Below are 17,576 nucleotides of genomic sequence, written 5' to 3' on the forward strand. Positions count from 1 at the left end.
GCACATCAGACAAACAAGAAAAAAGAAGGAAAGAAGGTCGCCGCGCTTTCAGGCGTCTTCGAGGAAGGCTTCGCGCAGGATGCCCATGGCCTGCTGCACGGGGCGGTCGGAAAAGCTGAAGAGCACGGTGTCTTCGTTCGGCGACTCGAGAAGCAGCGGCGCCCACGAGGGCACGACGAAGGTGTCGCGCGGGCCGAAGTCGAAGCGCTGGCCGGCAATCTCGGCCGTGCCGTGGCCTTCGACCACGCTGTAGACGGTGCCGTCGGTGGCGCGGTGCGCCTGGCCCGCGAAGCCCTTGGGCAGCAGTTGCAGCTGGGTCGAGATGGTCGGCATCGGCGAGCCGCCGGTCAGCGGGTTGATGTAGCGCAGCTTGTGGCCGAGCCAGGCATCGGGCGCCTCCTGCTTCTGCAATTGCGCCAGTGCCTCGCGGCTGCGCAGGTAGGGGTAGTTGAAGATCGGCGAGGTGGCCGAGGTGTGGTCGTGCCGCACCGGCACCATGTTGTGGCCGAAGCGCGCCAGGCTGTGGCCTTCGGGGCGCGCCACGTGCTGCACCTTGGCGTCGTCGTTCTCGGCGAAGCCGGCGTCGAAGAAGCGCAGCATGGGAATGTCAAGGCCGTCGAGCCACACCACCGGCTCGGTCACGCCTTCGATGCCTTCGTTGCCGTGGTCGTGCCAGGCCCACGAGGGCGTGATGATGAAGTCGCCGGGGTGCATCGTCGTGCGCTCGCCGCCCACGGTGGTGTAGGCGCCCTTGCCGTCGACGATGAAGCGCAGCGCCGACTGCACGTGGCGGTGCGATGGCGCCACCTCGCCCGGCATGATGAGCTGCAGGCCGGCGTAGATCGACTGCGTGATCGACGCGTTGCCGGGCAGCGCCGGGTTCTCGAGCACCAGCACGCGGCGCACGGCCTCTTCGGCGGTGATGAGGTCGGCCGATTCCATGAGCAGCGGGCGAATCTCGTCGTAGCGCCACAGCGCGGGCACGCACGGGCTCTTGGGCTCGCGCGGCACCAGCACGTGCAGCGATTCCCACAGCGGCGAGAGATTCAGCGGGCGGATGCGGGCGTAGTAGTCGCGGCGCTCGGCGGCGTTGGCCGGTGCGCTGGCGGCATGGGAAGAAGCGGGGTTCATGGGGTCGGTGTCTCCGTTGGCGGCATTGTTGACCCGCACCACTATTTCCTCAAGACCGCATGCCAATACACGGAATTCGAAATTTCGATAATGGTGCCTTTCGCCTTCAGGGCTCCACCCCGCCTCACCCCATGTCCAAGCTCGATCTCGAATGGCTCGCCGTGTTCGACGAGGTCTACAAGACCGGCAACGTCACCAAGGCGGCCGAGCGCCTGGGCATGGCGCAGGCGGCGGCCAGCACGGCGCTGAACAAGCTGCGCGCGCACTTCGACGACCGCCTGTTCACCCGCACCGCGCAGGGCATGCAGCCCACGCCGCACGCCGAGCGCATCTACCCGAACCTGCGCGAGGCGCTGGCGCAACTGGCGCAGGCGCAGGGCAACCGCAGCAGCTTCGAGCCGGCGCGCGCGCAGCGGCGCTTTCGCATCTGCATGACCGACATCAGCGAGGTGGTGCTGCTGCCCGGCCTGCTCGACCACCTGCGGCACGCGGCGCCGGGCGTGCACATCGAGACCGAGATCATCTCCACCCACAGCGGCCGCCGCCTCCAGGACGGCGACGTCGACCTGGCCGTGGGCTTCATGCCGCAGCTGGACGCGGGCTTCTACCAGCAGGTGCTGTTCATGCAGAACTTCGTCTGCCTGGCGGCGCAGAACCACCCGCGCATCGGCGCCAAGCTCACGCGCAAGCGCTTCGAGGAAGAGGCGCACGCGGTGGTGTCCAGCTCGGGCACGGGGCACGCCATCGTCGACACCACCATCGCGCGCCTGGGCCTCAAGCGCAACGTGGTGGTGCGGCTGTCGAGCTTCCTGAGCGTGGCGCGCATCGTGGCCCACACCGAGCTGATCGTGGTGGTGCCGCGCATCCTGGGCAACGTGCTGGCCACGCAGGAGCCGGTGAAGGTGCTGGCGCCGCCCTTCACGCTGCCGGCCTACGCCGTCAAGCAGCACTGGCACGAGCGCTTTCATGCCGACCCGGGCAACGCCTGGCTGCGCCGCACGCTGGCCCAGCTGTTCAGCGGCAGCTGAACGGCACCAAAGGGCGCCCGGGCGCTCGCATAATCGCGGCTCCCCACCCACAGCCCACAGAAAAAAGGCGCCCCATGTCTTCCATCACCCTCCGATTCCTGGCCGAACCCAGCACCGTCAACTTCGGCGGCAAGGTCCACGGCGGCACGGTCATGAAGTGGATCGACGAGGCCGGCTACGCCTGCGCCACCAGCTGGGCCAAGCGCTACTGCGTCACCGCCTTCATCGGCAGCATCCGTTTTCACCGGCCGATCATGATCGGCGACCTGGTCGAGGTCGAGGCCCGCCTGGCCTACACCGGCAAGACCAGCATGAACATCTCGGTCGAGGTGCGCAGCGGCGACATGAAGGGCGGCGTGATGGAAAAGACCACCGAATGCCTGATCGTGTTCGTCTCCGTCGACTCACACGGCCGGCCGCTGCCGGTGGAAGCCTTCGTGCCCGGCACGCCCGGCGAAATGGCACTGGCCGAGCGCGCCAAGGCGCACCTGGACGCCAGCCGCGCCGCCGGCGGCACGCCCTGATCCGGGGCGCGGGGATAGGCGGCGCGCCCTAACCACGGCGCGCCCGGGCGGCTAGAGTCGTGTGATTGCATCCCAAGGAACACACCGCATGGCCACCTCCCGAGACGACGACAGCAACGACAAGACCGACCGCATCAAGGACTCGGCCCAGCAGATCTGGCTGGCCGGCCTCGGCGCCTTCGCCAAGATGCAGCAGGAAGGCAGCAAGGCCTTCGAGGCGCTGGTCAAGGACGGCGCCGGCATGCAGAAGAAGACCCAGCAGGCCGCCGAGGAAACCCTGGCCCAGGCCCAGCAGCGCATGGCCGGCTTCGCCAGCGAGTTCGGCACCAAGGCCGCCGGCCAGTGGGGCAAGCTCGAGAACATCTTCGAAGACCGCGTGGCGCGCGCGCTCGAAAAACTCGGCGTGCCCTCGGCCGCCGACGTGGCCGCGCTGCAGGCGCGCGTCGAGGCGCTCGAAGCCCAGCTCAAGCAGCGCGACGCCAAGACCGCCGCCACGGCGCCCCGCAAGTCCGCCGCGCGCAAGGCCGCGCCGGCCCCCGCCGCCAAGAAGACCCTGCGCCGCACCAAGGCCGGCTGACATCGTTCTGTAATTGCGGCACTGCACAAAAATTCAGCGCCGCAAAACATGTCCCGCACCGTTCATGGTGCAGCGCACATGCGCTAGAGTGCCCCCAAGACCAAGAGAAACCACGGGGGCACCGACATGGCAAAGAAGGCGCCACGCCGCACTGCGCAACGCATCCTCGAAGCCGCATTGGATTTGTTCAACCGCTTCGGGGAACCGAACGTGTCGACCACGCTGGTGGCCGGCGAGCTGAACATCAGCCCCGGCAATCTCTACTACCACTACCCCGCCAAGGAAGAGCTGATCAACAAGCTCTACGAAGGCTACGAAGCAGAGCTCAACGAGCTGCTGCACGCCAGCGAAGGCGTGCACGACGTGGAGGACGCCTGGTTCTTCATGCACAGCCTCTTCGAGCTGATCTGGCGCTACCGCTTCCTGTACCGCGACCTCAACGACCTGCTGAGCAAGAACCGGCACCTGGAGACCCAGTTCCAGCTCGTGCTCAAGAACAAGGCGCGCGCCATCCGCCAGCTGATCGCCGGCCTGAGCCGCGCCGGCCACCTGGACATCGACGCGCACGAGGTCGACACGCTGGCCCAGAGCATGGTCGTCGTGCTGACCTACTGGCTCAGCTACGAGTACGTGCGCAACCCGCGCCAGGCGCTGGAGCCCGCGCACGCGCAGGGCGCGCTGATGCGCGGCGGCCACCACACGCTGCACCTGCTCGCGCCCTACCTCGCACGCGACCAGCGCCGCCACCTGCTGGCGCTGAGCAATGCCTACAACGGCGAAAGCGCCGCCAACAGCAACCCCAGCCCCGTGCCACCGACTGTCGATATGGCGGCCTAGAACATCCATGCCCCACTCCGATTTCAAACCGCTCTCGCTGCTGTCCGCCGGCCCTGCCGCGGCCACGGCCACCGCCGGCACCGAACCCTGGACGCCCCTTCCCTACCCCGACGTGCCCCGCTACGACGCGCGCAGCCTGCTCGCCCACTGGCAGCGCCTGCACGCCGGCCACGCGCTGCCGCCGCCCGCGCCTGACGCGCCGCTGGCCGAAGGCTGGGCGCTGTACCACAGCGGCGAGTTCGAACGCGCCGCCGCCCTCGGCTTGCGCCACGGCCCCGACGGCCTGGCGCTCGCCAACCAGGCGACCGCCATCTACGCCAACTACCTGGAGCCGCGCGAGGCCGTGCGGCTCGCCATGTTCCGCCAGGTGATCGAACGCGCCGGCGCGCAGGTCGCGGCCGAACCCGACAACTGCCAGGCGCTGTACTGGCAGGCCTACGCGCTGGGCCGTTACAGCCAGGGCATCAGCGTGGCGCGCGCCCTGGCGCAGGGCCTGGGCACCAAGCTCAAGGGCGCGCTGGAGCACGTGATCGAGCTGCAGCCCGAGCACGGCGACGCGCACCTCGCGCTGGCCGCCTTCCACGCCGAGGTGATCGACAAGGTCGGCGCGCTGGTCGGGCGCATGACTTACGGCGTGCGCGCCGAAACCTCGATCGAACTGTTCGAGCGCGGGCTGGCGCTGCACCCGCAGTCGGCGGCCGGGATGATGGAGTACGCGCGTGCGCTGCTGATGCTGCACGGCGAGTCGCGCCTCGGCGAGGCGAACGGCTTGTACGAGAAGGCGGCGGCGCTGACGCCGGCGGATGCGCGGGAGCGGTTGGATGTGGAGCTGGCGCGGGCGGGGCTGACGGACTGAAGGGCCTGCAAGCTCACGATTGGTACCACTTGGTACCAATCCATTTAAGATGCGCGGTTTCTGACCTTCTTCCCGACCGCCATGTCCGACCTCAACGCCCAATTCGAAGCCGCCCAGGCCAACTCCAAGCTGCTGGCCGAGCGCCCCGACAACCCGACGCTGCTGAAGATCTACGCCCTGTTCAAGCAGGCGACCGAAGGCGACAACACCGCCAAGAAGCCCAGCTTCAGCGACATCGTCGCGCGCGCCAAGTGGGACGCGTGGACCGCCCAGAAGGGCGCCACGGCCGACGAAGCCAAGCAGAAGTACATCGACCTGATCGAGTCCCTCCGAGGCTGACCGATCAGCCGACGATCCCGCGTTCCTGCAGCGCGGTGATCTGCTCGGCACTCAGCCCGATCTCCTCCAGCACCGCCTGCGTATCCGCCCCCAGCGCCGGCGCATTGCGCCGGTGGCCGGCCGGCGTGAGCGACAGCTTGGGCACGAAGCCGGGCACCGCGAGCGCGCTGCCGTCGGGCATCTTCACCTCCTGCAGCATGCCGCGCGCGGCGTAGTGCGGGTCGGCCGCGATGTCGGCGATGGTGTAGATGCGCCCGGCCGGCACGTGCGCCGCATCGAGCGCGGCCAGCACCTCGGTCACCGTGCGCTGCGCGGCCCAGTCGCCGATGGCGGCATCGAGCATCCCGACCTGCGCCACGCGCCCCGTGTTGCCGGCCAGCGCCGGGTCGGCTGCGAGGTCCGGCCGGCCGATGCAGGCCATGAGCCGCTTGAAGATGCTGTCGCCGTTGCCCGCGACGATGGCGTAGCCGCCGTCCGCGCAGCGGTAGGCGTTGGTGGGCGCAATGCCCGGCAGCGCGCTGCCGGCGGCCTCGCGCACCGCGCCGAATTCGGCGTACTCGGGCAGCAGGCTTTCCATGCAGTTGAAGACCGCCTCGTACAGCGCGACGTCGACCACCTGGCCCCGGCCTTTGGGAAATTCGGCGCTCACGGTGGCGTGGCGATGCTGCATGGCCATCAGCACGCCGATCACGCCATGCAGTGAGGCCAGCGTGTCGCCGATCGACACGCCCACGCGCACCGGCACGCGGCCCGGCTCGCCCGTGAGGTGGCGCAGCCCGCCCATGGCCTCGGCCACCACGCCGAAGCCGGGGCGGTCGCGGTAGGGGCCGGTCTGGCCGTAGCCGCTGATGCGCAGCATCACGAGCGCGGGGTTGGCGGCCAGCAACTCGTCGGGCCCCAGGCCCCAGCCTTCCATCGCGCCGGGGCGGAAGTTCTCGACCAGCACGTCGGCCTCGGCCGCGAGCTGGCGCACGATGGCCTGCGCCTCGGGCTGGCGCAGGTCCAGCGCCAGCGAGCGCTTGTTGCGCGACTGCACCTGCCACCAGACGGAAGTGCCGTCCTTCAGCAGCCGCCAGGTGCGCAGCGGATCGCCCGCGCCGGGCGGCTCGATCTTGACCACGTCGGCGCCGAAGTCGGCCAGCGTGCGCGCCGCGAACGGGCCGGCGATGAGTTGCCCGAGTTCGACGACCTTGAGGCCGGCCAGCGGACCCGCGGCCGGAAGGGAAAGAGAGCTTTGCGTCATGGTTTGGGAGTGTGCCGTGCCGCCCCGGACACCGGGTCGGGCCGGGAAAACACCTATGAAATCTTGACACGGCGCGAAGCGGCTCTTTTGCACCGCAGCAATTGCGCTCCGGCATGCGCCACGCCCCGAGGAGAAAGGGGTTTGCTGCAGCGCAGCGCGTCGTCGCGCCCTTCACTACCAGGCAGGACCGCGACTCAAAAAAGTATCAGTTGCGCACCCCAACGCTGGTTGTTGGCATCCGGAGCGATTCGTACAGTCCGCCTCACCCCACCCCGGGGCCACCACCACAGAGGAAAGACTGCCAGCCATGCAACCCGATCTGGAAATCGTCGAAGTCCAAGGTGACGAATCGTTCACCGCCTGGGCGCACGGCTATCCGTATCGCACGGTGCGCTGGCACTTCCACCCCGAGTACGAGATCCAGCTGATCGTCGAGACCCAGGGCGTGTACTTCGTGGGCGACCACGTCGGCCACTTCGAGCCGGGCAACCTCGTGTTCATGGGCCCCGACCTGCCGCACAACTGGATCAGCGACGTGCCCGCCGGCCAGAGCGTCGAGCGCCGCGGCATCGTGATCCAGTTTCCGGCCGCGCTGGTGCGCAACATGGCGGCCACCTTCCCCGAGTTCCGCCGCATCGAGCCGCTGCTGGCCGAGTCGGCCTCCGGCCTGCTCTTCTCGGCCGCCACCGCCGCCGCGGCCAAGCCGATCATGGAAGCGCTGCTCGAGGCGCGCGGGCTGCGCCGCGTGGTGCTGCTGCTGTCGCTGTTCGAGCTGCTGGTGGCCAGCGACGACCGCCAGCGGCTGGCCAGCCCCGCGTTCACGCCCGACCCCAAGGCCTTCATGTCGCACGCGATCAACAACGTGCTGGCGCACATTGCCGCCAACCTGGGCGACGAGCTGCGCGAGCCGATGCTGGCCGAGCTGGTGGGCCAGAGCCCGAGCGCGTTCTCGCGCTCGTTCCGCAAGCACACGGGGCAGTCGTTCGTGCGCTACGTGAACCGGCTGCGCATCGGCCGCGCCTGCGAACTGCTCGCCAACAGCGACAAGCCCGTGCTCGACGTCTGCATGGACGTGGGCTTCAACAACGTGTCGAACTTCAACCGGCAGTTCCTGCTGCACAAGCGCATGCCGCCGACCAAGTTCCGCCATTTCCATCGCATGCAGCTCGCTGCATCGCGCGCCGCCAACAGCCCGCCGTAGCGCGCCGCCCCGTGTTCCCCGCGTCGTTCCTGGCGCGGCGCCTTGCGCGCCGCGCGGGGCGGCCCTTTGCCCGCGTTTTTTGCAGACCGTCACACAACCAACCTCAAGGAGACAACCCAATGAAGAGCCTTCTCAAAGCCACCGCCCTCGTCGCCGCCCTGGCCTGCGGCACCACCGCCGCACTGGCCCAGGCGCCCAAGCAGCCGCTGCGCATCGGCATGACCTTCCAGGAACTGAACAACCCCTACTTCGTGACGATGAAGCAGGCACTGGAAGAAGCCGCCGCCAGCATCGGCGCCACCGTGGTCACCACCGATGCGCGCCACGACGTGGCCAAGCAGATCGGCGACGTGGAAGACATGATCCAGAAGAAGATCGACATCCTGCTGCTGAACCCGACCGACTCGGCCGGCGTGCAGTCGGCGGTGCGCTCGGCCAAGAAGGCCGGCGTGATCGTGGTGGCGGTCGACGCCAACGCGCAGGGCCCGGTCGATTCGTTCGTGGGCTCCAAGAACCTCGACGCCGGCCGCCTGGCCTGCGAGTACCTGGCGAAGAACATCGGCGAGAAGGGCGACGTGGCCATCCTCGACGGCATCCCGGTCGTGCCGATCCTGGAGCGCGTGAAGGGCTGCCGCGAGGCGCTGGCCAAGTACCCCGGCATCAAGGTCGTGAGCACGCAGAACGGCAAGCAGGAACGCGCCACCGCGCTCACCGTGACCGAGAACATCCTGCAGGCCAACAAGAACCTCAAGGGCGTGTTCAGCGTGAACGACGGCGGCTCGATGGGCGCGCTCGCGGCCATCGAGGCCAGCGGCAAGGACGTGAAGCTCACCAGCGTCGATGGCGCACCCGAAGCCATCAAGGCGATGCAGAAGGCGGGCTCGAAATTCATCGCCACCACCGCGCAGTACCCGCGCGACCAGATCCGCCTGGCCATCGGCATCGCCCTGGCCAAGAAGTGGGGCGCCAACGTGCCCGCGGCCGTGCCGGTCGACGTGAAGCTCATCGACGCCGAAGGCGCCAAGACCTTCAGCTGGTAAGTTGCCGGACGCGCCGCCCGTGACCGTCACGTACGAACCACCCCGGGAGATGCTGCGGCTGGAAGGCGTGTCCAAGCGCTTCCCGGGCGTGAAGGCCCTGTCGAACATCGACCTCTCGGTGCGCCAGGGCGAGGTGCACGCGCTGCTCGGCGAGAACGGCGCGGGCAAGTCGACGCTGATGAAGATCCTCGGCGGCATCCACCGGGCCGACGAGGGCCGCATCGTCATCGACGGCACCGAGTGCCACTTCGCCGGCTACGGCGACGCCATCGCGGCGGGCATCGGCATCATCTTCCAGGAGTTCAGCCTGGTGCCGTACCTGAACGCGGTGGAGAACATCTTCCTGGGCCGCTACCTCACGAACCGCTTCGGCCTCATGGACCAGGCGGCGATGCAGCGCGAAGCCCGCGCGGTGTTCGACGAGCTGGGCGTGCAGATCGACCTCGGCGTGCCGATCTGCCAGCTCTCGGTGGCCCAGCAGCAGTTCGTCGAGATCGGCAAGGCGCTGTCGCTGAAAGCGCGGCTGCTGGTGCTCGACGAACCCACCGCCACGCTCACGCCCAACGAGGCCGAGCACCTGTTCAAGGTGATGCGCGCGCTGCGCGCCAAGGGCGTGGCGATGATCTTCATCTCGCACCACCTCGATGAAATCTTCGAGGTGTGCGACCGCATCAGCGTGCTGCGCGACGGTGCCAACGCCGGGCACGCCGAGGTGGCCGCCACGACCGTGGACGCACTGGTCGAGATGATGGTGGGCCGGCGCATCGAACAGAGCTTTCCGCCCAAGCCGCAGCCCGCGCCGAACGGCCGCAAGGTGCTCGAGGTGCCCGAGATCCAGCTCGTGAAGGACGGCCCGGTCAACCGCTTCGACCTGCACGCGGGCGAGATCCTCGGCTTCGCGGGGCTGGTGGGCTCGGGGCGCACCGAACTCGCGCTGGGCATGATGGGCGCCGACCGCGCGCACCGCAAGACGGTGCTGCGCAACGGCCAGCCCGCGCGCCTGGACGACCCGACGCAGGCGCTCGCGCACGGCATCGGCCTGCTGCCCGAAAGTCGCAAGGTCGAAGGGCTGATCACCGACTTCACGATCCGCTTCAACATCTCGCTGAACAACCTCGGGCGGCACCGCCGCGCGGGCGTGGTCGACACGGCATCGGAGAAACGCTCTGCCGATGAACTCTCGCGCCGCGTGGGCGTGAAGGCGCCGGGCATCGACACCCGCGTGGCCACGCTGTCGGGCGGCAACCAGCAGAAGGTGGTGATCGCGCGCTGGCTCGGCCACGATTGCGACGTGCTGATCTTCGACGAGCCCACGCGCGGCATCGACGTAGGCGCCAAGGCCGATATCTACCAGCTGATGCGCGAACTCACGCGCCAGGGCAAATCGATCCTGATGATCTCGAGCGAGCTGCCCGAGATCGTCGGCCTGTGCGACCGCGTCGCCGTGTTCTCGGGCGGCGCCATCGTGGCCACGCTCACGGGCGACGCGATCAACGCGGGCGAAATCATGCGCCACGCGACATCGTCTTCTCCCTCCCTTCCCTCTTCCTCCGGGAGCCCCCCATGACCGCCACCGCCACCCATCCCACGCCGCCGGCACCCGCGGGCGGGTTCTTCACGCAGCTGCGTCGCTCGACGGCCTTCCTGCCGCTGGTCGGCCTGGTCGCGATCTCGGTCTTCATGATCGTGGCGACCGACAACTTCCTCTCGGCGAGCAACCTGCAGAACATCGCGCTGCAGTCGTCCATCAACGCGATCATCGCGGTGGGCATGACGGCCGCGATCCTCACGGGCGGCATCGACCTGTCGGTGGGCGCGGTGGTGGCGCTGTCGGGCACGCTGGCCTCGGGGCTGATGGTGCACTTCGGCCTGCCGCCCGTGCTCGCCGTGCCGCTCGGGCTCGGCGTGGGCGCGGTGATCGGCCTGTTCAACGGCTACTGCGTGGCCTATCTGCGCATGCCGCCGATCATCGTGACGCTGGCCACCATGGGCATCGCGCGCGGCATCGCCCTGATCTACACCGGCGGCTACCCAATCGACGGGCTGCCCGAGTCGTTCGCCTTCCTCGGCAGCGGCACGCTCGCGGGCCTGAAGGTGCCGATCCTCATCATGCTGGCCACCTACCTCGTGGCCTACGTGCTGCTCAACATGGCACCCTTCGGCCGCTACGTGTACGCCATCGGCGGAAACGAGGAAGCCACGCGGCTGTCGGGCGTGCGCGTGTCGCGCTACAAGCTGCTGGTGTATGTGCTCAGCGGCCTCACGGCCGCTGTCGCCGGCATCGTGCAGGCCGCGCGCGTCACCAGCGGCCAGCCCGGCGTGGGCGTGGGCTTCGAGCTCGACGCCATCGCGGCGGTGGTGATGGGCGGCACGTCCATCGCGGGCGGCCGCGGCGCGATCGTGGGCACGCTGGTCGGCGCGCTGCTGCTGGCGGTGCTCAACAACGGTCTCAACATGATCGGCGTGTCGCCGTACCTGCAACTGATCATCAAGGGCGGCATCGTGCTCCTTGCGATCTTCATCAGCCGCGAAGCCCGCCGCTGACCTCTTCTCCTCCGCTTCTTCGCACCCCTCCTGATCTCAAGGAATCCATGTCGTATCAAAAGCTCCAACCCGGCGCCACGGGCGCCATCGGCGAACTCGCCGCCATGCAGGCCGTCGTGTGCCACGGCCCGAAGGACTACCGGCTCGAGACCGTCGCGATGCCCGTCATCGGCCCGAACGAACTGCTCATTTCCATCGCGGCCTGCGGCATCTGCGCCTCCGACTGCAAGTGCCACTCGGGCGCGAAGATGTTCTGGGGCGGCGACGGCCAGCCCTCGTGGGTCAAGGCGCCGGTCATTCCCGGCCACGAGTTCTTCGGCTACGTCGAGGCGCTGGGCGAAGGCGCGGCGGAGCACTTCGGCGTGGAGAAAGGCGACCGCGTGATCGCCGAGCAGATCGTGCCCTGCGGCAAGTGCCGCTTCTGCACCTCGGGCAAGTACTGGATGTGCGAGGTGCACCACATCTTCGGCTTCCAGCGCGTCGTGGCCGATGGCGGCATGGCCGACTACATGCGCCTGCCGCCGACCTCGCGCGTGCACAAGATCCCCGACGGCATCTCGCTGGAAGACGCGGCCATCATCGAGCCGCTGGCCTGTGCGATCCACACCGTGAACCGCGGCGAGCTCCAGCTCGACGACGTGGTGGTGATCGCCGGCGCCGGCCCGCTCGGCCTGATGATGACGCAGGTGGCGGCGCTCAAGACACCCAAGAAGCTGATCGTGATCGACCTCGTGCCCGAACGCCTCGCACTCGCGAAGCAGTACGGCGCCGACGTCGTCATCAACCCGAAGACCGAGAACGCCGACGCCATCGTCAAGGGCCTCACCGAAGGCTACGGCTGCGACGTGTACATCGAGACCACCGGCGCGCCCATCGGCGTGACGCAGGGCCTGGACATGATCCGCAAGCTCGGCCGCTTCGTCGAGTTCAGCGTGTTCGGCTCGGAGACGAGCGCGGACTGGTCGATCATCGGCGACCGCAAGGAACTCGACGTGCGCGGCGCGCACCTGGGGCCCTACTGCTACCCGGTCGCCATCGACCTGCTGGCGCGCGGGCTCGTCACATCGAAGGGCATCGTCACGCACGACTTTCCGCTGACCGAATGGGAGCGCGCCTTCGCGCTGGCCAACTCGCTCGATTCGATCAAGGTGCTGCTCAAGCCCGAGCCCCGCACGCCGGGCGCCACCTCATGAAGTACGTGATCGGCGTCGACATCGGCACGCAGAGCACCAAGTGCCTGCTGGTCGGCATCGACGGCAAGGTGCACGCGCAGGCCAGCGTGGCCTACCAGCCCGAGACGCCGAAGCCGCTGTGGGCGCAGCAGGACTGCGAGGTCTGGTTCGAGGCCGTGTGCGAGAGCGTGCGCGCCTGCGTGGCGCAAGGCGGCGTCGCAGCCACCGACATCGCCGCGATGTGCGTGAGCAGCCTCTACGGCGGCGCGGGCATCCCGGTCGACGAGGCCATGCGCCCGCTGCACCCCTGCCTCATCTGGATGGACCGCCGCGCCACCGCCGAGGTCGACGCGGTGAACGCGACGATCGACGTGGCTCGGCTGCAGGCCATCACAGGCAACGGCGTCGACAGCTACTACGGCTTCACCAAGATGCTGTGGCTGCGCGAGCACCGGCCCGAGGTGTGGACGAAGACGCACCACTTCCTGCCGCCCAACAGCTACATCAACTGGCGGCTGACGGGCCAGCTCGCGGTCGATCACAGCTCGGCCGGCAACATCGGCGGCGTGTACGACGCGGCGCGGCGGCGCTGGTCGGTACAGGCGCTCGACATGCTCGGCATTCCGGCGCGCATGATGCCGCCGCGGCTCGTCGAATCGAGCGAGGTGGTCGGCCACCTGAGCGCCGAGTGGGCCACGCAGCTGGGCCTGCGCGAAGGCATGCCGCTGATGGCCGGTGGCGTCGATGCGGCGGTGGCCACCTTCTGCGCGGGCGTCACCGGCAGCGGCGACCACGTCGCGATGATCGGCACCAGCATGTGCTGGGGCTTCGTGAGCCCGACCGTCGATGCGCGCCATCAGCTCATCACCATGCCGCACGTCTACCGCGGCGCGGACCGCAGCTACGTGTTCGGCGGCGCGATCACGGCCGGCGCGGCCGTCACCTGGTTTCGCGAGGCCTTCTGCCAGGCCGAGGTGGCCGAGGCCGCGCGCACCGGCGAAGACGCGCACGCCCTGATCGAACGCCGCGCGGTCGACGTGCCGCCCGGCGCCGACGGCCTCGTCTTCCTGCCCTACCTGATGGGCGAGCGCAGCCCGATCTGGGACGCGCAGGCCAAGGGCGCCTTCCTCGGCCTCTCGCTCGCGCACAGCCGCGCCCACCTGTACCGCGCCGTGCTCGAAGGCGTGAGCTTCGCGCTGCAGCACAACATCGAGGCCGGCCGACGCAGCGGCCAACCGCTGGACGACCGCCTGATCGTGGTCGGCGGCGCCGCGCATTCCGACCTGTGGATGCAGATCGTGGCGGACGTCACGGGCTACCGCGTGTTCACGATCGAGGAAGAGGTCGAGGCCGCCCTCGGCGCGGCGATGCTCGCGGCGCTCGGTGCCGGGCTGGTCGATGCAGCTACCGCCGAACGCGGCTGGGTCACGCTGGAGGAACGCGCGCGGCCCGAGCCTGCGGCGCAGGCGGTCTACCGGGAGCGCTTCGAGATCTACACCTCGCTGTACCCGGCTCTGCGCGATGCGATGCATCGGTTGGGATGACGCATCTGTCCGGGGCACGATCCCGCCGACGAGGCACCTTGCTCCGCGAATGTCCCCCGGGCTTCGCCCTCCTCCTTGATTTCGCTGCGCAAGGCACCCCATCAGCGTGATCGTTGTCAGCAGCGGTTGTTGATCGGCGAGCACCAGCAGCACGTCCCGTGCACAGGACACTGGGTGCTTCCCGCAGCGAAATCAAGGAGGAGGCCGCAGGCCGGGGGACATTCGCGGAGGGAAGTACCCGGTGGCCTGTGCACACGCCCTGAACCACCACCTTTGATGAGCAGAACACCATGACACTCACCTACGACTTCTCAGGCAAGCGCGCCCTCGTGACAGGCGCCAGCAGCGGCATCGGCCGCGCAGTAGCAGCGCAGCTCGCCCACTCAGGCGCACAAGTCACCGCCGTAGGTCGCAACGCCGACGCGCTGGAAGCATTACAGGCCGAGTCCGGCTGCTCGCCCTTGGCACTCGACGTGGCCGACGTCACCGCACTGGAAAAAGCGCTCGCCCCCTTGCCCGCCTTCGACCTCGTCGTGAACTGCGCCGGCACCACACGCATCGAGCGCGCCATCGACCTGCAGGCCGGGAGCTTCGACGCCGTGATGGCCGTCAACGCACGCGCCGCAGCGCTCGTGGCCGCGCGCTGCGGCCGGGCCATGATCGCGGCCGGCGTGCACGGCAGCATCGTCAACGTGTCGAGCCAAGCCTCGCTGGTCGCGCTCGACGCCCACCTTTGCTACAGCGCCTCGAAGGCGGCGATGGACGCCGTCACGCGTGCGCTGTGCCTCGAATTCGGGCCGCACGGCATCCGCGTGAACAGCGTGAACCCGACCGTCACGCTCACGCCCATGGCCGAGCAGGCATGGTCCGATCCGGCCAAGAGCGCGGCAGCGCTCAAGAACATTCCGTTGGGACGTTTCGCGCAGGTCGACGAAGTGGTCGCGCCGATCCTGTTCCTGCTGTCCGACGGCGCGGCGATGGTCAGCGGCGTGGCACTGCCGGTCGATGGCGGCTACACCATCGCCTGAAGAAAAACCTCCGCCTCAGGCGAAGCGGGTGCCGCCCTGCGGCGCGTCGAGCAGCGCATCGAGGTTGCGCGAGATCTTCTGCTCGATCTGGTCGCTGAAGCTGCTGAACAGGAAACCCAGCGTCGCCTCGAGCCGGAAGGTGTCGGCCGTGACCTCCACCGTGCCGTCGATGCCCGCACGGCTGAACTGGGCCCGGTCGCAGTCGGTGCCCTCGGTGTAGGTGCATTCCAGACCGTAGTCCTGCTCGACCTGATGCACCCATTGGCGCGCGACTTCGCGGGCGCCGGCAATGCCCAGCGTGTGGTTGCGTTCGATTTGGATGTCAGGCACCGTCGTCTCCGTTGTTGTCGTGTGTGCGGCCTTGGCGCGCGTGGGTGTGCAGGATACCCGTGGCGGCCTGCAGGGCGCTGCGGCGCTCTTCCGTCGTGGCCAGCGCGGCGATGCGCCGCACCGCAGTGTAAAAGCGCGGCCAGTCGCGGCCCTCGCGTTCGAACAGGGCCTCGAAGCCCGGCACCAGGTCGTCATACGCGCCCTGCGCACCGAAGGCCGCGTTGTTGGCGCGCGCCACCCAGCCGTCGTAGGCGTTCTGGCGCGGGCCGGTCCATGCCGCCTTCAGCGCGGCATAGCGCTCGCGGAAGTCGGCCATGGCGGCCTGCTTCTGCGCCTCGACCTTCGTCCAGTCTTTCGCCTTGGCTTCGGGCGACTCGTACACCTGCGTGAGCGTGCGGCGCGTGTTGAGCGCCAGCGCACGGAAGTCCTGCCGCTGTGCATTGAACTGCGCGTACTCGGCGCGCGCCGCCTCGCCGGCTTCGCGCTGCAGCCACATCGCGCCACCGATGCGCTCGACGGCCGTGGCGTACGACTCGTTGAACACGGTGTCGCCCGGCACATAGAGCACCTGGTGCGCCAGCTCGTGGAACACGAGGCGCGCCAGCTCGCCCTCGGGGTAGCCGATGAAGGTGGACAGCAGCGGATCGCCGCCGGCCCAGTTCATCCAGCCCAGCGTGGAGTAGGCCGGCACGGGGTACACGGCCACTTCGAGGCCATTCGTCTTCTGCGCCTCGGCCTCGGTTTTCGCGGCGGCCTCGTCGTAGTAGCCGCGGTAGCCCACGCAGCCCGCGACCGGGAAGCACCAGCTCTTGAGCGTGAGCGAGTACGGCGGCGCGGCCACCACGTTCCACACGGCCGCGGGGCGGTGCAGATCGGCATACGAGGTGTAGCTCGCGTTGTCGGGCAGGCCGAGTTCGCTCGATGCGAAACGGCGGATGCGCTGGGCAAGCTCAAGCTTGGCCTTGAGCGGCGCCCCCACGGCCGGGTCGGCCAGCCATTCGGGCACGGGCTTGGCCGCGCGCAGGATGTCGAGGTGGCCGTTGGCCGATTGCCAGTAGTAGCCGAGGTCGGCGCAGCCACTCAAGAAAAGCGCGCCGGCCAACGCCAGCGCGGGCGCGCGCAGCCGTCGCATCACGCCTTTTCGACCTGCACCAGGCAGTCGTAGAAGGTCGGGCCGCGGCCGATGTCGGTCAGGCGCTGGCTGGTCAGCTCGTTGACGTTGGTGCCGTCCATGCCGAGCTTGCGCCACCAGATGCCCATGCCGTGCACCACGCCCTGGCGCGCGCGGCGCGACACCTCGGCGCGGCAGCGGTGCTCGCCGCGCTGGTTGAACACGCGCACCGTGGCGCCGTCCTCGATGCCGCGCGCGGCGGCGTCGTCAGCGTGGATCTCGAGCAGCGGCTCGACCTCGATGGCGCGCAGGCTGGTCACGTTGACGAAGGTCGAATTGAGGAAGTTGCGCGCCGGCGGCGAGATCATGGCCAGCGGGAACTCGGTCGAGCTGCCGGCCGGCTCCCAGTTGGGCACGTGGTCGGGCAGGCCGTCCATGCCCATGGCCTGCAGGCGCTCGCTGAAGAATTCGCAGCGGCCCGAGGGCGTGGGGAACCTGCCTTCGGCGAACGGCGCCTCGGCCAGCTTCAGGCTGGTGAAGCCTTGCGCGCGCAGCTGCTCGAAGTCGATCGCCTTCTCGGCGAAGGCGGTGCGGCACAACGACTCGTCGCTCTCCGAGAAGCAGGGCTCGTCGAAACCCAGGCGGCGCGCCAGTTCGCGGAACACCCAGGCGTTGCTGCGGGCCTCGCCGCGCGGCGCCACGGCCGGGCGGTTCAGCAGCACGTCGGTGTGGCCGTAGCTGCAGTGGATGTCCCAGTGCTCGAGCTGCGTGGTGGCGGGCAGCAGGTAGTCGGCGTAGTCGGCGGTGTCGGTGCGGAACTGCTCCAGCACCACGGTGAAGAGGTCTTCGCGCGCGAAGCCCGCCACCACCTTGGCCGACTCGGGCGCCACCGCCACCGGGTTGCTGTTGTAGACCACGACGGCCTTCACCGGCTTGGCGGTGTCGAGCAGCGCATCGCCGATGGTGCTCATGTTGATGGTGCGCGGCTTGCGCCCGGCCAGCAGGTCGGGGCGCTGCAGCGCGGCGCGGTCGACCGGGTAGTGGCCCGAGCTGCTGAGCAGCAGGCCGCCC

General features: G+C 69.0%; 18 protein-coding genes. 13 read left to right on the plus strand and 5 right to left on the minus strand.

The genetic code is table 11. The features are described from left to right. Positions 1-48 precede the first annotated feature (48 nt). Complete coding sequence (gtdA, locus tag VBO01S_RS15830) at positions 49-1,131, minus strand: gentisate 1,2-dioxygenase (RefSeq protein WP_062476145.1); 1,083 nt, start codon at positions 1,129-1,131, stop codon at positions 49-51. 131 nt (positions 1,132-1,262) lie between these two features. Between gtdA and VBO01S_RS15835 the strand changes: the two genes are divergently transcribed. The 6 genes from VBO01S_RS15835 (at position 1,263) to VBO01S_RS15860 (ending at position 5,292) form a co-directional block, all read left to right on the plus strand. Next, positions 1,263-2,159, plus strand: coding sequence for a LysR family transcriptional regulator (locus VBO01S_RS15835; protein ID WP_062476092.1), 897 nt, complete (start codon positions 1,263-1,265; stop codon positions 2,157-2,159). A 74-nt stretch (positions 2,160-2,233) separates the two neighbouring features. Continuing rightward, on the plus strand, positions 2,234-2,683 hold the full coding sequence (locus tag VBO01S_RS15840) for an acyl-CoA thioesterase (protein WP_062476095.1): 450 nt from the start codon (positions 2,234-2,236) through the stop codon (positions 2,681-2,683). 88 nt (positions 2,684-2,771) lie between these two features. Then, entirely contained in the window at positions 2,772-3,260 is a 489-nt protein-coding gene (locus tag VBO01S_RS15845; protein ID WP_062476098.1) for a phasin family protein, read from the plus strand. 126 nt (positions 3,261-3,386) lie between these two features. Then, complete coding sequence (locus VBO01S_RS15850; RefSeq protein ID WP_062476101.1) at positions 3,387-4,097, plus strand: TetR/AcrR family transcriptional regulator; 711 nt, start codon at positions 3,387-3,389, stop codon at positions 4,095-4,097. 7 nt (positions 4,098-4,104) lie between these two features. Continuing rightward, positions 4,105-4,953 (plus strand): tetratricopeptide repeat protein, encoded by an 849-nt coding sequence (locus tag VBO01S_RS15855; RefSeq protein WP_172438466.1) that lies wholly within the window; start codon positions 4,105-4,107, stop codon positions 4,951-4,953. Positions 4,954-5,034: 81 nt separating this feature from the next. Next, positions 5,035-5,292 carry an acyl-CoA-binding protein gene (locus VBO01S_RS15860; protein WP_062476104.1) on the plus strand — a complete coding sequence of 86 codons (258 nt, stop codon included), beginning with the start codon at positions 5,035-5,037 and terminating at the stop codon, positions 5,290-5,292. Between the two features lie 4 nt (positions 5,293-5,296). Here VBO01S_RS15860 and VBO01S_RS15865 read toward each other — a convergent pair whose 3' ends face one another. Further along, positions 5,297-6,535, minus strand: a complete 1,239-nt coding sequence (locus VBO01S_RS15865) for a CaiB/BaiF CoA transferase family protein (RefSeq protein WP_062476107.1) — start codon at positions 6,533-6,535, stop codon at positions 5,297-5,299. 307 nt (positions 6,536-6,842) lie between these two features. On the opposite strand from VBO01S_RS15865, the gene VBO01S_RS15870 reads away from it, so the two are divergent. The 7 genes from VBO01S_RS15870 to VBO01S_RS15900 all read left to right on the plus strand — a co-directional run bounded on the left by VBO01S_RS15870 (position 6,843) and on the right by VBO01S_RS15900 (position 15,064). Then, the gene (locus VBO01S_RS15870) at positions 6,843-7,736 is read left to right on the plus strand and encodes a helix-turn-helix domain-containing protein (protein ID WP_062476111.1); all 894 of its coding nucleotides are present in this window, start codon (positions 6,843-6,845) and stop codon (positions 7,734-7,736) included. A gap of 119 nt (positions 7,737-7,855) precedes the next feature. Beyond that, positions 7,856-8,776, plus strand: a complete 921-nt coding sequence (locus VBO01S_RS15875) for an ABC transporter substrate-binding protein (RefSeq protein WP_062476114.1) — start codon at positions 7,856-7,858, stop codon at positions 8,774-8,776. 49 nt (positions 8,777-8,825) lie between these two features. Beyond that, positions 8,826-10,343, plus strand: coding sequence for a sugar ABC transporter ATP-binding protein (locus VBO01S_RS15880; RefSeq protein WP_062476118.1), 1,518 nt, complete (start codon positions 8,826-8,828; stop codon positions 10,341-10,343). Continuing rightward, positions 10,340-11,320, plus strand: a complete 981-nt coding sequence (locus VBO01S_RS15885; protein ID WP_062476121.1) for an ABC transporter permease — start codon at positions 10,340-10,342, stop codon at positions 11,318-11,320. The genes VBO01S_RS15880 and VBO01S_RS15885 overlap by 4 nt, the downstream gene beginning before the upstream one ends. A gap of 47 nt (positions 11,321-11,367) precedes the next feature. Continuing rightward, positions 11,368-12,513 carry an alcohol dehydrogenase catalytic domain-containing protein gene (locus VBO01S_RS15890; RefSeq protein ID WP_062476124.1) on the plus strand — a complete coding sequence of 382 codons (1,146 nt, stop codon included), beginning with the start codon at positions 11,368-11,370 and terminating at the stop codon, positions 12,511-12,513. Further along, positions 12,510-14,036, plus strand: coding sequence for an FGGY-family carbohydrate kinase (locus tag VBO01S_RS15895; RefSeq protein WP_062476127.1), 1,527 nt, complete (start codon positions 12,510-12,512; stop codon positions 14,034-14,036). The genes VBO01S_RS15890 and VBO01S_RS15895 overlap by 4 nt, the downstream gene beginning before the upstream one ends. A gap of 290 nt (positions 14,037-14,326) precedes the next feature. Continuing rightward, positions 14,327-15,064, plus strand: a complete 738-nt coding sequence (locus VBO01S_RS15900; protein WP_062476130.1) for an SDR family oxidoreductase — start codon at positions 14,327-14,329, stop codon at positions 15,062-15,064. 15 nt (positions 15,065-15,079) lie between these two features. Here VBO01S_RS15900 and VBO01S_RS15905 read toward each other — a convergent pair whose 3' ends face one another. The 3 genes from VBO01S_RS15905 to VBO01S_RS15915 form a co-directional block, all read right to left on the minus strand. Beyond that, on the minus strand, positions 15,080-15,394 hold the full coding sequence (locus tag VBO01S_RS15905) for a polyhydroxyalkanoic acid system family protein (protein ID WP_062476134.1): 315 nt from the start codon (positions 15,392-15,394) through the stop codon (positions 15,080-15,082). Beyond that, a complete protein-coding gene (locus tag VBO01S_RS15910; protein WP_062476139.1) occupies positions 15,387-16,526 on the minus strand; it encodes an aminopeptidase in 1,140 nt (379 codons plus the stop codon). The genes VBO01S_RS15905 and VBO01S_RS15910 overlap by 8 nt, the downstream gene beginning before the upstream one ends. Further along, positions 16,526-17,576: molybdopterin-containing oxidoreductase family protein (locus tag VBO01S_RS15915; RefSeq protein WP_157627375.1), on the minus strand; the 1,051-nt coding region annotated here is incomplete at its 5' end. The genes VBO01S_RS15910 and VBO01S_RS15915, both read right to left, overlap by 1 nt.

The sequence above is a fragment of the Variovorax boronicumulans NBRC 103145 genome (assembly GCF_001591345.1).
In the GTDB taxonomy this organism is placed as follows: domain Bacteria; phylum Pseudomonadota; class Gammaproteobacteria; order Burkholderiales; family Burkholderiaceae_C; genus Variovorax; species Variovorax boronicumulans.

Bases quoted from the DNA above. Each gene is read 5' to 3' on its own strand.
- VBO01S_RS15855 (WP_172438466.1), top strand. From the start codon at position 4,105: ATGCCCCACTCCGATTTCAAACCGCTCTCGCTGCTGTCCGCCGGCCCT.
- VBO01S_RS15860 (WP_062476104.1), top strand. From the start codon at position 5,035: ATGTCCGACCTCAACGCCCAATTCGAAGCCGCCCAGGCCAACTCCAAG.
- VBO01S_RS15840 (WP_062476095.1), top strand. From the start codon at position 2,234: ATGTCTTCCATCACCCTCCGATTCCTGGCCGAACCCAGCACCGTCAAC.
- VBO01S_RS15880 (WP_062476118.1), top strand. From the start codon at position 8,826: ATGCTGCGGCTGGAAGGCGTGTCCAAGCGCTTCCCGGGCGTGAAGGCC.
- gtdA (WP_062476145.1), bottom strand. From the start codon at position 1,131: ATGAACCCCGCTTCTTCCCATGCCGCCAGCGCACCGGCCAACGCCGCC.
- VBO01S_RS15885 (WP_062476121.1), top strand. From the start codon at position 10,340: ATGACCGCCACCGCCACCCATCCCACGCCGCCGGCACCCGCGGGCGGG.
- VBO01S_RS15845 (WP_062476098.1), top strand. From the start codon at position 2,772: ATGGCCACCTCCCGAGACGACGACAGCAACGACAAGACCGACCGCATC.
- VBO01S_RS15895 (WP_062476127.1), top strand. From the start codon at position 12,510: ATGAAGTACGTGATCGGCGTCGACATCGGCACGCAGAGCACCAAGTGC.
- VBO01S_RS15870 (WP_062476111.1), top strand. From the start codon at position 6,843: ATGCAACCCGATCTGGAAATCGTCGAAGTCCAAGGTGACGAATCGTTC.
- VBO01S_RS15865 (WP_062476107.1), bottom strand. From the start codon at position 6,535: ATGACGCAAAGCTCTCTTTCCCTTCCGGCCGCGGGTCCGCTGGCCGGC.
- VBO01S_RS15850 (WP_062476101.1), top strand. From the start codon at position 3,387: ATGGCAAAGAAGGCGCCACGCCGCACTGCGCAACGCATCCTCGAAGCC.
- VBO01S_RS15900 (WP_062476130.1), top strand. From the start codon at position 14,327: ATGACACTCACCTACGACTTCTCAGGCAAGCGCGCCCTCGTGACAGGC.
- VBO01S_RS15875 (WP_062476114.1), top strand. From the start codon at position 7,856: ATGAAGAGCCTTCTCAAAGCCACCGCCCTCGTCGCCGCCCTGGCCTGC.
- VBO01S_RS15910 (WP_062476139.1), bottom strand. From the start codon at position 16,526: ATGCGACGGCTGCGCGCGCCCGCGCTGGCGTTGGCCGGCGCGCTTTTC.
- VBO01S_RS15835 (WP_062476092.1), top strand. From the start codon at position 1,263: ATGTCCAAGCTCGATCTCGAATGGCTCGCCGTGTTCGACGAGGTCTAC.
- VBO01S_RS15890 (WP_062476124.1), top strand. From the start codon at position 11,368: ATGTCGTATCAAAAGCTCCAACCCGGCGCCACGGGCGCCATCGGCGAA.